This is a genomic window from Allobosea sp. 10L417, from assembly GCF_056395485.1.
In genome coordinates this window covers 41,068-55,292 of sequence record NZ_JBFTJP010000010.1, presented here as the reverse complement: position 1 = coordinate 55,292, position 14,225 = coordinate 41,068, and the positions used below count along the sequence as shown (strand labels likewise).

Below are 14,225 nucleotides of genomic sequence, written 5' to 3'. Positions count from 1 at the left end.
CGTCGCGGCAGGGCTCCCGGGGGGCCGGCCACCGGCCGAGATAAAGGGCTGAAAGCATGTCCATTCTGATTTCGCTGCTGATCACCGTTCTCGTGATCGGCCTTGTGCTCTATCTCGTGCGGATGCTGCCGCTCGACGGGCAGATCAAGAATGTCGTGCAGATCATCGTCATTGTGATCGGCATCATCTCTCTGCTGCGCTATCTCGCTGTTTTCTAAGGCGATTGACGGCGTCCACGCGCTGGTACAGACTTCTTGAGGTCCAGAGGGCCCCGGACGCTCCCGTCCCGGGGCCCTTCCTGTTTCAGGGCGAGACCTGCGATGAACGCGCCGAACCGTAACGGCCATATCAGGCTGACCTCCCATCCCGAGCCCGGCAGCGCTGCCGTGCGCTTCCCGATCCGGTGGGGCGCCCCCACCGCCGCCGAGCGCGGCCCGATCATCGCCTCGACCACCAACCCGGCCGACCGCAACGTCATCGGCGCCCATGGCGGCTCCTATTCGGTCTACCGCGCGCTGGCGATCTCGGCCCGTGCGATGAACCCCTCGCAGCGCCCGGACCTGACCAACACCTATCCGACGGCCGAGATTTCGCCGCAGCCGCAATGGGCCGATCCGAAGAAGATCGTTTCGCTCGATCCCTTCGGCCATACCGTGGCGAAGGATTTCGGCAAGCTGATCGGGGAGGGCATCGACATCCGCCCCTCGATCGCGATCACCAAGGCCAGGCTCAACCTGCCCGAGATTCTCGCCGCCATGGGCGCGCATCGCCTCGCCGCAGACGGCAACATCCTGCATCCGTCGGGCGACATCTCCGTCACCAAGATCGCGGTCGATCCGGTCTGGTATCTGCCGGGCATCGCCGAGCGCTTCGGCGCCACCGAGAACGAGTTGCGGCGCACGCTTTTCGAGCAGACCGGCGGCATGTATCCCGAGCTGGTGACGCGGCCGGACCTCAAGGTCTTCCTGCCGCCGATCGGCTCGATCACCGCCTATGTCATGGGCGAGGTCTCCGCGCTCGCCGACCCAAAGAAGCGCATCGCCTGCCGCGTCCATGACGAGTGCAACGGTTCAGACGTCTTCGGTTCGGACATCTGCACCTGCCGGCCCTATCTCATCCACGGCATCGAGGAATGCGTGCGGGAAGCGCAGAGCGGCGGCGTCGGCCTGATCGTCTACAACCGCAAGGAGGGCCGGGCGCTCGGCGAAGTCACCAAGTTCCTCGTCTACAACGCGCGCAAGCGCCAGGAGGGCGGCGATTCCGCCGCGACCTATTTCGAGCGCACCGAATGCGTCGCCGGCGTGCAGGATGCCCGCTTCCAGCAGCTCATGCCGGATGTGCTGCACTGGCTCGGCGTCACCCATATCGACCGGCTGATGTCCATGTCGAACATGAAATATGACGCCATGGTCGAGAGCGGCATCACCATCGGCGAGCGCGTCGCGATCCCGCCTGAGCTGATCCCGCCCGACGCATCGGTCGAGATCGAGGCCAAGAAGGCTGCGGGCTATTATTCGCCGGACGGCACACCCGGCGACAATGCGCTCAAGGCCACCGTCGGCCGTGGCCTCGAGAAGTTCTGATCCTGCCCCGCATCTACCCGAGTTGACGATGCCCGACCGCGATACCGAGGCGTTCCGCGCCCTGTTGAAACCTGCTGCCGTCCGCGAGCGCGCGCGGGAGATGCTGGAGCTCGGGCTTGCCGGCCAGCTGCTGCATTTCAGCGTCCAGACCGAGCGGCTGGAAGCCTGCGCCGACTATGTGCTTGAGACAATCCGGGCGAACTATCCCACGCTCGAAATCCCCTTCCATGCGCGCTGGCGCCACTTCGTCGTCGCGGGCGATGATCGCTGGCAACGGCTCGATCAGGCCGCCGGCTTCGCGGACTCCGCCGCTCGCGGCCGCGCTGCCTATGATCTTGCCGTGGTCAGCGTCCTGCTCGATGCCGGTGCGGGCCCCGACTGGCGCTACCGCGATCCTGCTACGGGCCGCGAGATCGGCCGGTCCGAGGGGCTGGCGCTGGCTTCGCTCGACATGTTCGCCGCCGGCCTGTTCTCCAGCGATCCTGCCGATCCGCTTCGCGCCGACGCCGCAGGGCTGAAGCGGCTCGATGCGGCGACGCTGGCACAAGGTTTTCAGGTGGGTCCGGACAATCCGCTCTTGGCGCTGGAGGGGCGGGCCGCTCTGCTCAACCGCCTCGGCGAAGAGCTGGAGCGACAGGGCCTGTCGCGCCCCGGCGAACTCTTCGGCCGTTTCGCAGCTGCCGCCGACACCGGCACGCTGCGAGCTGCGCATATGCTCGGCGAGGTGCTCGCGACCTTCGGCGGCATCTGGCCCTCGCGCCTGACGCTCGCTGGTGTTGCGCTCGGCGATACCTGGCGCCATCCCCTGATCGCGCCGGGCGAGGTCACGGAAGGGCTCGTGCCTTTCCACAAATTGTCGCAATGGCTGACCTACTCGCTGATCGAACCGCTGCAATGGGCCGGCATCGCCGTCATCGACATTGACGATCTCACCGGCCTGCCCGAATACCGCAATGGCGGGCTCTTTCTGGATAGCGGCGTGATCGCGCTCAAGGACGAGGCGGATCGGGCGAAGGCGCATGAGGTTTCCTCGCCGCTGGTCGTCGAATGGCGAGCTTTGACGGTGGCGCTGCTCGACGAAATCGGACTCTTGATCCGCAAGCGCCTCGGCCGCTCACGCGAGGATTTGCCGCTCGCCAAGGTGCTCGAAGGTGGTACCTGGGCTGCCGGCCGGCGGATCGCGCGTGAAAAGCGTGTGGATGGCGGTCCGCCCTTGACCATTGTCAGCGATGGCACGGTATTTTGACGAGCAGAGTTTCGAGAGAAAAAGGGGTAGCCGGCGTATGACTTCGAGCCAGGACGGCGTCACCGTCGTTGATCACCCGCTCGTCCGCCACAAGCTGACGCTGATGCGCGAGAAGGACCGCTCCACCAAGAGCTTCCGCCAGCTTCTCAATGAGATCGGCATGCTGCTCTGCTATGAGGTGACGCGCGATCTCCCGACCGAGATGATCGAGATCGAGACGCCGCTGCAGAAGTCGATGCAGCCGGTCATCTCTGGCAAGAAGATGGTTTTCGCGCCGATCCTGCGGGCGGGCGTCGGCTTCCTGGACGGCATGCTGGAGCTGGTGCCGGCCGCGCGCGTCGCCCATATCGGCCTCTACCGCGATCCCGATACGCTCCAGGCGGTCGAGTATTATTTCAAGGCTCCATCCGACATCGCAGACCGCATGATCGTGGTGATGGACCCGATGCTCGCGACCGCCAATTCCGCCGTGGCGGCGGTGGAGCGTCTGAAGGAGCGGGGCGCCCGGGATCTGCGGTTCGTCTGTCTGCTGGCGGCGCCCGAAGGCATCGCTCATCTGCGCAGCGCGCACCCCGATGTCCGAATCTGGACCGCCGCGATCGATGAGCGCCTCAACGATCACGGCTACATCGTGCCGGGTCTCGGGGATGCAGGCGATCGCATGTTCGGTACGCGCTGAGCACCGGGAAGGCCCATGCCGCCACGGGCAAGGGCCTTTCCGGCCTTCGCACCGGGCGAAAAGTGGACGTCACTTTTCGGAATCGATGCGACAACAATGGATTGATCGCCGTCATCGCGTCCGGCCGGACGCGCGGCAATCCAGCGTCATTCGATGATTTCGACCACGCGGCGGGTGCGCGGCTCGACGACGACGGCTTCGCCGTTCACGATCGTGTAGTGATAGCCGGGTGCGCCATATGCCGCGGGCACATTGCGATAGACCATGCCGCGCGCCGGTAGCACCGTGCCGATCACGACCGGTTCGCCATAGCGATATGACCGCATATGCTGCGCCGTCACATAGTTCCGGAAGCCTGCGTCGTCGTTGATCATCGTGCCGCCGGCGGGATCCCGCCGAAGAGGTGGCGCGAAGACGTCGAACGGCATCATGTTCGTCTCGGTGCCGACAAGGGCCGGGTCATGAGTGAAGCCGCCGCTTGCGGGGTCGCGGATGATAGGCCCCATGCTTTGTGCGAAAACGGTTGCGGGAATGGCTGCAAAAGCCGCAGCCAACAGAATCCGCTTGATCATGATCGACCTCCGATAACTGCCTAGCCCCAAAGCCAGAATGCGCGCCTTCTGCGGCAGTTCCGTGCCGCGGCGATCACAAAAGCGAGAATGGCCCGCCGAGGCGGGCCATTCCGTAGAGACTGGCGTCACTGGATGATCTGGACCACGCGGCGCGTCTGCGGCTCGACGATCAGGGTGCGATCGTTCACCACCGTGTAGTTGTAGCGCGAGGCGGACGCTCCGTACTCGGCCGGTACGCGGTGATAGACGACGCCCTGCGCCGGCAGGACGGTGCCGAYAGCCACCGGCTCGGCATAGCTATAGGACGGAACGCGCTGCTCGACGACATAGGTGCGGAAGCGGGGCTCGGCAGCATCGCCGACGATCGCGCCGACCACGGCGCCGCCGACGCCGCCGACGACAGCGCCCACCGGGCCGCCGACCACAGCGCCGCCAACCGCACCGGCCGCCGCACCGCTGGTCGCGCCACCGACCGCACCGCCCGAAGGCTGGCTCTGGGCGAAGGCAACGGCAGGCGTAATGGTCAACGCGGCAACAAGAGCGAGCTTCTTGATCATGGCTTTCTCCTTTCGAAGTGAACTTCGGGAAGGAAAACTGCAGCAAGCCGAAACAGTTCCCCAAAAATGGGGTCACGAGATGTTAACGTTTGCGATCGTCGGCGAGAAGATGAGCCGCAGCAATGACTTGTCAGTTCATTGCGGAAGGCGGCGGGTTCGCCCATCGGGCGCAGATTATCGCTCAAAATGAAAACGGCGGGCACGAGGCCCGCCGCGAAGACGATCGAACTGGGTTGGCCTCACTGCTTCGGGGCGGCCGAGAGAGCAGGCGTCAACTTGTCGGCATCGCGCTTGATCAGCGTGGCGAAGCCGGCCGGGGTGCGCTCCTCAGCCGTCGGCAGAACGGTGCCGAGGTCGAGCAGGCGCTTCTTGGTGCCTTCGTCGTTGAGCGCCTTGTTCAGCGCGTCGACCAGCTTGTCCACGGCCTCCTTCGGCATGCCCTTCGGGCCGGCGATGCCGTTCCAGGCTTCGATCTGGTAGTCGGGCAGGCCGGCTTCCTTGGTGGTGGGAACATCGGGCAGGGCCGGCGAGCGCTGGGCCGAGGCGACGGCATAGGCCTTGATGGTGTTGGCGCGGACCTGCTCGGCAACGGAGACGATCTGGTCGCACATGAAGTCGACCTGGCCGGAGACGAGGTCGTTCAGGGCAGGACCCGTGCCGCGATAGGCGACGGCGTTGATCTTCGGCGTACCGAGGACGCCCTTGAGCAGGGTGCAGGTGGTCCAGGAAACCGAGCCGAGCCCGGCATGGGCTTCGTTCACCTTGTCCGGGTTCGCCTTCACATAGTCGGCGAACGCCTTGAGGTCCTTCGGCTCGAAGCTCTTCCGCGCCACGATCAGGATCGGCGTGCCGCCGGCGAGCCCGATCGTCTGCATGCCGTTGATTGGGTCGTATTTCAGTCCGGGATAGGTGGCGGGCGCCGCCGAGAAGGTGCCGAGATGGCCCATCGCGATGGTGTAGCCATCGGGCGCGGCCGTCACGGCGCGCGCGATGCCGGTCGTGCCGCCGGCGCCTGCGACGTTCTCGATGACGATCTGCTGGCCGAGCGTCTTGGACATGTGGTCGGCGACGATGCGGGCGATGATGTCGGTCGGGCCGCCGGCCGCGAAGGGCACGATCATGGTAATCGGCTTCGTCGGATAGCCCTGCGCCTGCGCGCTGCCGGTAAAGGCCAGCGCCGCTGCCGCGACGAGGCCGAGAACGAACTTCTTCATCAGCATTCCTCCCAGAGATTGCTTGAAATGAAATTGATGGGGTTGGCGCCGGGGCGGCAACCCCGTCATTCGGTGAAGACTTCGTCGCGCTTCTTCGAGATCGCAGGCAGCAGAGCGATCGCGAGCACGAGGACGGCGACGATCAGCAGGCCGAGCGAGATCGGCCGGTTCTGATAGTCGATGAAGGTGTAGAACGAGCCGCGCGAGATGATCAGCGCCTGCCGTAGCTTCTCCTCCATCAGCTTGCCCAGCACGAAGCCGAGCAGCATCGGGGCGGGCTCGAAGCCGAGCTTGATCAGCAGGTAGCCGAACAGGCCGAACAGCGCCGTGAAGGCGACGTCGAGCGGCTGGTTGTTCACCGAGTAGATGCCAATGCAGCAGAAGATCAGGATCGCCGGGAACATCAGCCGGTATGGCACCTGCAGCAGCTTCACCCACATGCCGACGAGCGGCAGGTTGATGATGAGCAGCATGAGGTTGCCGACCCACATCGAGGCGACCATGCCCCAGAACAATTCGGGGTTGCGGGTCATGACCTGCGGGCCGGGAATGATGCCGTGGATCGTCATCGCGCCGACCATCAGCGCCATCACCGCATTCGGCGGGATGCCGAGGGTGAGCAGCGGGATGAAGGCGGTCTGGGCGCCGGCATTGTTGGCCGATTCCGGCCCCGCCACGCCCTCGATCGCGCCCTTGCCGAAGCGCGAGGGATCCTTGGCGATCTTCTTCTCGACGGTATAGCTGGCGAAGGGGCCGAGTACGGCGCCATTGCCCGGCAGGATGCCGAGGATGCCGCCGATGAAGGTACCGCGCAGTACCGGCGCCGCCGATTGCTTGATGTCCTCCCAGCCCGGCAGCAGCCGGCCGATCTTGTTTTTGACGACGTCGCGCGCCTCGGGGCTCTCGAGGTTGCGCAGCACTTCCGCGAAGCCGAACACGCCCATCGCGAGCACCGAGAAGTCGATGCCGTCGGAGAGCGCCGGTATGCCGAAGGTCAGGCGTTCCTGCCCCGTCTCGAGATCGGTGCCGACGGTCGAGAACAGCAGGCCAAGCATGATCATGCAGAAGGCCTTCAGGATCGAGCCGCGCGCCAGAACCACCGCGAAGCACAGGCCCATCACCATCAGCGAGAAATACTCCGCCGGGCCGAAGAGCAGCGCCATCTTGGTCAGTGGCGCGCCGAGCGCAGCGATGAACAGGGTCGCGACGCAGCCGGCGAAGAAGGAGCCGAGCGCCGCGGTGCCCAGCGCGACGCCCGCACGCCCCTGCTTGGCCATCTGGTGGCCGTCGAGTGTGGTAACGACCGAGGTCGCCTCGCCCGGGATATTGACAAGGATCGCGGTGGTCGAGCCACCATACTGCGCGCCGTAGTAGATGCCCGCGAGCATGATCAGCGCGCCGGTGGGATCGAGGCCGAAGGTGATCGGCAGCAGGATCGAGATCGTCGCGATCGGCCCGACGCCGGGTAGGACGCCGATCAGTGTGCCGACAAGGCAGCCGACGAAGCAGAGAGCGATGTTCTTGAGCGTCAGCGCGACGCCGAAGCCGAGCGAAAGATGGGCAAGCGTATCCATCATCGCTCAGATACCCAGTAGCCAGGGCGCGAGCGGGATCGGCAGGCTCAACGCGTATTTGAAGAGAAGAATGCAGGCGGCCGACATCGCCAACGCGAAGATCAGCAGCTCCTTGAACTTGCGGTCATCTGCCGCCAGCCCTGAGAAAAAGATGAGTAGCGGCCCGGAGACGAGCAGGCCGAGTGCCGGGATCTGGATCGGGCCGAACTCGAAGCCGCGGATGGTCAGCCCGAACAGGCAGGCGCCGCCGAGCGCGAAGAAGATGCCCTTCCAGGACCAGCCCGAGAGGCTCTCGCCGTTGTAGCGCAGCGAGGCGACGGCCAGCATGATGCCGAGCGCGCCGCAGATGGCCGCGAAGGCTTTCGGCAGCATGCCGGGACCGAGCTGGCGCAGCGTGCCGACCGGAAGATCCCAGGCGAAGATGTAGGCACCGATCGCCAGCACCACCATGAACAGGCCGCCGGCCAAATCCTGCGTCGATCTTATGCGCAAACCCTGCGCCCGTTCTATCTGATTGAGACTCATCAGGCTCCTCCGACTGGCGATCCGGGGCGGGTGTTCCGCTTCTGCGTTTTGGGGGAAGGGGTGAGGACGCTGTGGCGCTCGTCGAGCAAGGTCACGCTTTCCCGCAGGATCGCAAGGAAATCGTCGCGTGCAGGCAATTTCTGCTGGGGACGCCAGGCGACGCCGACCAGTGCGCCCGGCGGTGGCGGATCGAGCAATGCGCCGCGCAGACGCCGCATCGTCACGCCGGGGAAGGAGAGGCGCGAGACCCAGTCCGGCGCCAGCGCCATGCCGAGCCCGGCCGCCACCGCGGACATCATCGCCGGCTTCTCGGTCGCCTCGATGGTGACGTTCGGCACCGCGCCGACGCTTTCGAAATAAGCCATGACCAGATCATAGGCGTAGGGCCGGATGCGCTTGGACGGCACCACGAAGGGCTCGCCGACGAGATCGAGCATCGTCAGGTGTTCGCGGGCGGCGAGCGGATGGGCCTCGTTGAGCACCACGAGCGGGCGCTCCACCCGCAGGATCTCGAAGGCGCAGTCCGTCGGCTTGCGCGGCGGACGGGTCAGCGCGAGGTCTAGCTTGCCGGACTCGAGCATTTGCACGAGTGCGGCCGTCATCGCCTCGACGAACTTGATCTCGATGCCCGGGAAGCGGGCCCGGAAGGCCACCAGCGCTTCCGGGACGAAGCTGGAGGAGGCCGCGTCGATCGCTCCGACGCGCAGGACCTTGCCCGAGGCGAGCGAGGCCTCGCGCACGGCGCGGGAAGCGTGCTCCATCTTGACGAGGATGCCCTTGGCCTCCTCGAGCATGATCAAGCCGGCGCGGGTCATCGCGACCTGGCGGGTGGTCCGTGTCAGCAGGCTGACGCCGAGCTCGTCCTCGAGAGCGCTGATCTGGCGCGACAGGGCAGGAGGCGCGACGCCGAGCCGCTCGGCCGCGCGGCCAAAATGCAGCTCTTCCGCGACCGCGATGAAACATCGCAGTTGCCGCACATCCATGGCCGTCCCCTGTTCCCCAGTATCGCTTCCCGCGATATCTCTGTCAGTGGCACGTGCCCTTAGCGCCTCCAGCCGACAAGTCGACCCTACCGTAATTCATAATTTTTTGGCAATAAACTCTTCGGGCTCATGCCGGCCGCGTGCGCCTCATGCGAAACAGCCTGCCGTCGATCAGGGCAAGCCCGGCGAAGATGGCCGCCATCCCCAGGAAGTGCCGCGGCTGCAGTGCCTCGCCGAGGAACAGCGAACCCAGCAGAATGGCGCTGACCGGGATCAGGAACGTCACCAGCATGGCGTTGGTGCCGCCGGCGCGGCGCATGATCCGGAAGAAGATGACATAGGCGAGAGCCGTCGAGAGCAGCGCGAGCCCAATAAGCGAGAACATGACCTCGGCGCGTGGTGCGGGCAGCAGCCAGGGCGGGTCGAAGAGGATCACCAGCGGAATGGTCATCAGCGTGGTCGCGCTGACCTGACCGGCGGCCGTGACCAATGGCGGCAGGCTGCGGAAGCGCCGGCCGAACAGGCCCGCGAAGGCATAGGACAGGGCGGCGGCGAGGCAGGCGAGTTGCGGCAGCAGCGCTCCCGAGAGCCCCCCGATCGCATCGGGGCCCATCAGGATCGCGACACCGACGATGCCGGCGCCCACGCCGGCGAGCTTGAGCCCCGTTGCCTTCTCGTCCTGGCCCAAGAGATGGGCGACGACGACGCCGAAGAGCGGCGTCGTGGCGTTGAGGATCGAGGCGAGGCCGCTGGCGATCTGGGTCTGTCCCCAGAAGATCAGCCCGAACGGAATGAGATTGTTGAGCAAGCCCATGCCGAAGAAGGCGAGCCACATCGGCCTGCCGACACGCATCGACAATCCCGAAATCCGGACGACCAGAAGCAGCGCCGCTGCAGCCATGCCGACGCGCGCAAGCACCACGGCCAGCGGCGGCCATTCGGCGACGGCGATCTTGCCGAAGAAGAAGGCGCCTCCCCACAGCAGCGAGAGCAGCAGGAGCAGCAGCCAGTCGCTGAGATCCATGGCAGGCTGCGCGGCGGGGGAGGCGKACATGGCGAACCTGCTGAAAAAGGAACGAGCCGGAGCGATAGGCTCGCCCCGGCTCGTGCTCCACCCGTTTCCTGTCTCAGGCGGCTTCGGCGTCGCGCGCCTGCCACATCGCCTTGAAGGCCGGCCGCGCCTGGCAGGCATCGAGCCAGGCCTTGACGCGCGGCGCGGCGTCGAAGAGCTGCGTCGCCGGCTTCGCATAGCGGATGATCTCCGCGACATTGATATCGGCAACGGTGAAGCGGCCGCCCATGACATAGCCGTTGCCTTCGGCCAGCGTCTTGTCGAGCACCGCGAAGGGGCCGGGCAGGGCGGCAAGGGCCGCCTCGACCAGCTCCGGCCTGCGCTTCTCCGGCGGATAGGCGGCAAGGTGGAACTGCAGGTTGAGCGCATGGGTCTCGCACTCCGTCGCCGCCCAGAGCGACCACATCACCGCGAGGCCTTCCTCCTGTGCGTTCTGCGGTGCCAGGGGCCCGCCATGCTTGCGCGCGAGATAGAGATTGATCGCCAGCGATTCGTGCAGCTTGAAGCCGTCATCGTCGATGCTCGGGATGTGGCCGTTCGGATTGATCTTCAGGAACTCGGCGCTGCGGGTGTGCAGCGGCACGCCGGGTGCGTTCTGATCCGGCACGCGATAGGCCTGGATAACCGGCACATGCGTGAAGGGCAGGCCAAGCTCGTTGGCGAGCCAGATGACGCGCGTCGCGCGTGAACGATAGCAACCGTAGATCGTCAGGGACATCGGCGGGATTCCGGTGAGAGATGGCGTGCGGGCGACCTGATCCGGCGAGCAGGCCGATTCCGTCGCAGCGACCTTAGGCGCACGCTGGCGTCGCGCCAATGCGGGATGCCTCGGTCGCGGCATCGAAAAAACCGTTTGACGCAGGCGTTTGGCGGGTGCATTGGCCTCCTGCTTCCGGCCTTCGCGGCCGGCTGCTCACAGGAAACCCCGACCCGATGCCAAGCGACAGTCCCAGCCGACAGTCGAAGCCGTCTGCCGCCGCCTCGCGCGCCTGACCGGGTTACCCGGCTCGCCTGCGATCCGGCCCTGACGGCCCGATCGCAAGGAATAGAGCCATGAATGATACTGTCGCCACGACGGACCTCCTCGCCGTGACGCTGGCCCAGACGCTGGCGCAAGAGCACGTCGCCGACATCGTCGAGACGCTGAACGAACAGGACGAGGCGACGATCGCCCATGTCCTGGCGGAACTGCCTTTCGACCGCGCCGTCGAGGTGCTCGATCAGCCCGAATTTACCGCTGCGGCCGAAGCGTTGGCGATGCTGGCGGACGAGCGCGCCGGTGCGCTGCTCTCCGCCATGTCGGCGGACCGCGCGGCCGACGTCTTCCAGGAGTTCGACGAGGAGACACGTCAGCGTTTGAGCGGCCGCATCGACCGCCAGACCCGCTCCGATCTCAAGAAGCTGCTGGCCTATCCCGAGCACAGTGCCGGCTCGATCATGACGACCGAGTTCGTCAGCGTGCCCAGCAACTGGTCGGTGCAGCAAACGCTCGATCATATCCGCCGCGTCGAGCGCTCGCGCGAGACGGTCTACGCGATCTACGTGCTCGATTCGGTGACGCGCAAGCTGGTGCGCGCGGTCTCGCTGCGGCGCCTGATCGCCGGCGATCCCGAGGCGCCGGTCGAGTCGGTCGTCCCGGCGCACAAGCCGATCACCGTCGCGCCCGAGGTCGATCGCGAGGACGTGGCGCGGCTCATCACGAAATACGACCTGCTCTCCGTTCCGGTCGTCGATGCGGACGAGCACATCATCGGCATCGTTACCTTCGACGACGTCATCGACGCGATGATCGCCGAGACGACCGAGGACGTGCAGAAGCTCGGCGGCATGGAGGCGCTCGACCAGCCATATAACGAGATCAGCTTCCTCTCGATGATCCGCAAGCGCGCGGGCTGGCTCTCGATCCTGCTGGTCGGCGAGATGCTGACCGCCTCGGTCATGCAGTATTTCGAGGGCGAGCTCGAGAAGGCGATCGTGCTGACGCTGTTCATCCCGCTGATCATGAGTTCGGGCGGCAATTCCGGCTCGCAGGCGACCTCGCTGATCATCCGCGCGCTAGCGCTGCGCGAGGTCACGCTGAAGGATTGGTGGCGGATTGCGCTACGCGAATTGCCGACCGGTCTCACGCTCGGCGCCATTCTCGGCGTGATCGGCGTGGTTCGGATCATGGTGTGGCAGTGGCTCGGTCTCTACGATTACGGGCCGGACTGGATGCTGGTCGCCGCGACGGTGGGCGGCGCACTGGTCGGCATCGTCACCTTCGGCTCGCTTGCCGGCTCGATGCTGCCCTTCGCGCTGAAGCGGCTGGGCTTCGACCCCGCCAGCGCCTCGGCGCCTTTCGTGGCGACGCTCGTCGACGTTACCGGCCTAGTCATCTATTTCGGCGTCGCTGCCGCGATCCTGACCGGCACCCTGCTGTAACCGGAGGGGGTCAGCCCGCCGTCGCCACGCGGTTGCGGCCTTCCCGCTTCGCGCGGTAGAGCGCGGCATCGGCAGCCTCCAGCAACTCCGGCCACATCTCCGGCCCGACGCTGGCGGCGGCGATGCCGATGCTCGCGGTGATCGCGACCTCCGCGCCGGTATCGAGCAGAACGGGCTCGGCTTCGATCAGACGCCGAAGCCGCTCGGCCAGCTCGACGAGCATGTCGGGATCGGCCGCGCTGCCATCCAGGACGAGGACGGCGAACTCCTCCCCGCCAAAGCGGGCGATGACGTCCTCCTCGCGCAGTCCGTCCTGTAGGCGCTGGGCGAGCGCCCGCAGGGCGGCGTCGCCGGCAATGTGGCCGAGCTCGTCGTTGATAGCCTTGAAGTGATCGATGTCGAGCAAGATGAGCCCGATCTGCCGGTCCTTTTTGGATGTACGAGCGATTCGCTCGACGAGTCTTTCGAGGGCGCCGCGGTTCATGACGCCGGTCAGCCCGTCGGTGTCGGCCTGGCGCCGGAGGCGGGCCGTCAGCCGCAGTCTTTCGGTGTCGAGCTGCTCGCGTTCGATCAGCCGCCGACGCAGGGTTTCCAGCGCCTGGAACAGGTCCCGCATCTCGCTGCGCAGCTGGCCCGGCGCGGCGGGTTGGTGCAACCTGCCGTTCGCCAAATCGACGACGCGGGCGCGCGCAAGCATGAGCGGCCGGAAAAGGAAGCGCCGGCTGACGAACAGCAGCGCCAGTTCGACCGCGACCACCAGCGCCATGCCGATGGCCGCAACGATGAAATCCGCCCGGGCATGGCGATAGGTTGCATTGAAGCGGTCGGCGACAGCAGCGATGAAGCGGTCGCGCAATTGCCCGATAGGCTGGAAGCTCGGCACGAGCACATCGGTGAAGGATTCCGGCGTTCCGCGATATCGGCCCGCGTCGAGCTGCTGCCGCGTGTCGTCGAGCAACCGTATTCCCTGGTTGAAGAAGAGCTCTTCGGTGGCCTGATGAGCCTGAGCGACAAGCGGAGCCGCACGCGTGCTGGTTTGCGAGCTGGTGAGCCGCCACAGCTCGAGGACGCGGCCGCGCACCTGGTCGAAGGCGGCTTGCGACGGGCCGGCCAGCGGTTCGCCGCGCACGATCGAAATGACCAGATAGGAGCCCAGACGGCCGGCATAGTCGCGAAGCTCGCCGAGCATATAGGCCACCAGAGCCTGGCCGATCAGCGCTGAATCGCCTGCCAGAAGCTTGTCCATCGCGGCATTGGTGAGCGGGTGGGTCGCGTCGTAAACGGCGAACATCGAGAAGATCGCCTTTTCCACGGCATCGTGGTCACGTTGCGTCAGCGGACGCGCCAGCAGAGCGTCGACCTGCCCGCGAGCGCCGTCGAGTTGCGCGCGCATAGGCGCGACATCGGGAGCGAGCGAAGCCGGGATCCGCGCGATCGCGGCGTCGCTCGACGTTCGGAAGGCTCGCAGCCGCTCTCGCACCGGGTCCGGCTCCGTCGGCTCGCGCCCGAGAGCCGAATTGGTTGGGCCTCGCTCGGCCGAGACATGGTAGGCGGCATCGAGCACCACCCGAAAGGCGTCGAGGCGGGCGAGCGTGCGGGCGCTGCTGCTGAGCGCGCCGTAATGATGCCAGAGCAGGCTCGCTCCCAGCATCATGGAGCAGGCGAGCACAAGCCCGATCGCTGCGAGCGCAGACTGTGTGAGGGTCAGTTGCCGGACGCGCATGATGCGACGCGTGGGTATCCTCGCTCTCGGGAACGGCTCCGTCAGCCTTCCGTGGGGTCGCGCTCCAGCTCGATAT

The 14,225-nt window shown here is 66.2% G+C and carries 14 protein-coding genes; 5 read left to right on the top strand and 9 right to left on the bottom strand.

Features of this window, described 5'->3' with window-relative positions:
- The first annotated feature begins 56 nt into the window (after positions 1 to 56).
- From AC1DE3_RS21755 to upp, 4 genes are all read left to right on the top strand, one after another.
- Positions 57 to 218 carry a Thivi_2564 family membrane protein gene (locus AC1DE3_RS21755; protein ID WP_091855869.1) on the top strand — a complete coding sequence of 54 codons (162 nt, stop codon included), beginning with the start codon at positions 57 to 59 and terminating at the stop codon, positions 216 to 218.
- A gap of 102 nt (positions 219 to 320) precedes the next feature.
- Positions 321 to 1,583: a GTP cyclohydrolase II gene (locus tag AC1DE3_RS21750; RefSeq protein WP_441510944.1), complete on the top strand. Its 1,263-nt coding sequence runs from the start codon at positions 321 to 323 to the stop codon at positions 1,581 to 1,583.
- A 28-nt stretch (positions 1,584 to 1,611) separates the two neighbouring features.
- Positions 1,612 to 2,829: a URC4/urg3 family protein gene (locus AC1DE3_RS21745; RefSeq protein WP_441510945.1), complete on the top strand. Its 1,218-nt coding sequence runs from the start codon at positions 1,612 to 1,614 to the stop codon at positions 2,827 to 2,829.
- 37 nt (positions 2,830 to 2,866) lie between these two features.
- Positions 2,867 to 3,508 carry a uracil phosphoribosyltransferase gene (gene upp, locus AC1DE3_RS21740; RefSeq protein ID WP_441510946.1) on the top strand — a complete coding sequence of 214 codons (642 nt, stop codon included), beginning with the start codon at positions 2,867 to 2,869 and terminating at the stop codon, positions 3,506 to 3,508.
- A 146-nt stretch (positions 3,509 to 3,654) separates the two neighbouring features.
- Here upp and AC1DE3_RS21735 read toward each other — a convergent pair whose 3' ends face one another.
- The 8 genes from AC1DE3_RS21735 to AC1DE3_RS21700 all read right to left on the bottom strand — a co-directional run bounded on the left by AC1DE3_RS21735 (position 3,655) and on the right by AC1DE3_RS21700 (position 10,723).
- Positions 3,655 to 4,080 (bottom strand): DUF1236 domain-containing protein, encoded by a 426-nt coding sequence (locus tag AC1DE3_RS21735; RefSeq protein WP_441510947.1) that lies wholly within the window; start codon positions 4,078 to 4,080, stop codon positions 3,655 to 3,657.
- 125 nt (positions 4,081 to 4,205) lie between these two features.
- On the bottom strand, positions 4,206 to 4,637 hold the full coding sequence (locus AC1DE3_RS21730) for a DUF1236 domain-containing protein (protein WP_476852781.1): 432 nt from the start codon (positions 4,635 to 4,637) through the stop codon (positions 4,206 to 4,208).
- Between the two features lie 239 nt (positions 4,638 to 4,876).
- Positions 4,877 to 5,851, bottom strand: coding sequence for a tripartite tricarboxylate transporter substrate-binding protein (locus tag AC1DE3_RS21725; protein WP_441510949.1), 975 nt, complete (start codon positions 5,849 to 5,851; stop codon positions 4,877 to 4,879).
- Between the two features lie 65 nt (positions 5,852 to 5,916).
- Positions 5,917 to 7,428: a tripartite tricarboxylate transporter permease gene (locus AC1DE3_RS21720; protein ID WP_441510950.1), complete on the bottom strand. Its 1,512-nt coding sequence runs from the start codon at positions 7,426 to 7,428 to the stop codon at positions 5,917 to 5,919.
- A 3-nt stretch (positions 7,429 to 7,431) separates the two neighbouring features.
- Entirely contained in the window at positions 7,432 to 7,950 is a 519-nt protein-coding gene (locus tag AC1DE3_RS21715; RefSeq protein WP_441510951.1) for a tripartite tricarboxylate transporter TctB family protein, read from the bottom strand.
- Positions 7,950 to 8,933 (bottom strand): LysR family transcriptional regulator, encoded by a 984-nt coding sequence (locus tag AC1DE3_RS21710; protein ID WP_441510952.1) that lies wholly within the window; start codon positions 8,931 to 8,933, stop codon positions 7,950 to 7,952. Before AC1DE3_RS21710 ends, AC1DE3_RS21715 begins: the two co-directional genes overlap by 1 nt.
- Positions 8,934 to 9,060: 127 nt before the next feature.
- Entirely contained in the window at positions 9,061 to 9,987 is a 927-nt protein-coding gene (locus AC1DE3_RS21705) for a DMT family transporter (protein ID WP_476852780.1), read from the bottom strand.
- 73 nt (positions 9,988 to 10,060) lie between these two features.
- Positions 10,061 to 10,723 carry a glutathione S-transferase family protein gene (locus tag AC1DE3_RS21700; protein WP_441510954.1) on the bottom strand — a complete coding sequence of 221 codons (663 nt, stop codon included), beginning with the start codon at positions 10,721 to 10,723 and terminating at the stop codon, positions 10,061 to 10,063.
- Between the two features lie 335 nt (positions 10,724 to 11,058).
- On the opposite strand from AC1DE3_RS21700, the gene mgtE reads away from it, so the two are divergent.
- Positions 11,059 to 12,426, top strand: coding sequence for a magnesium transporter (gene mgtE, locus AC1DE3_RS21695; RefSeq protein WP_476852779.1), 1,368 nt, complete (start codon positions 11,059 to 11,061; stop codon positions 12,424 to 12,426).
- Positions 12,427 to 12,436: 10 nt separating this feature from the next.
- Here mgtE and AC1DE3_RS21690 read toward each other — a convergent pair whose 3' ends face one another.
- Complete coding sequence (locus tag AC1DE3_RS21690) at positions 12,437 to 14,149, bottom strand: GGDEF domain-containing protein (RefSeq protein ID WP_441510956.1); 1,713 nt, start codon at positions 14,147 to 14,149, stop codon at positions 12,437 to 12,439.
- Between the last annotated feature and the right edge of the window lie 76 nt (positions 14,150 to 14,225).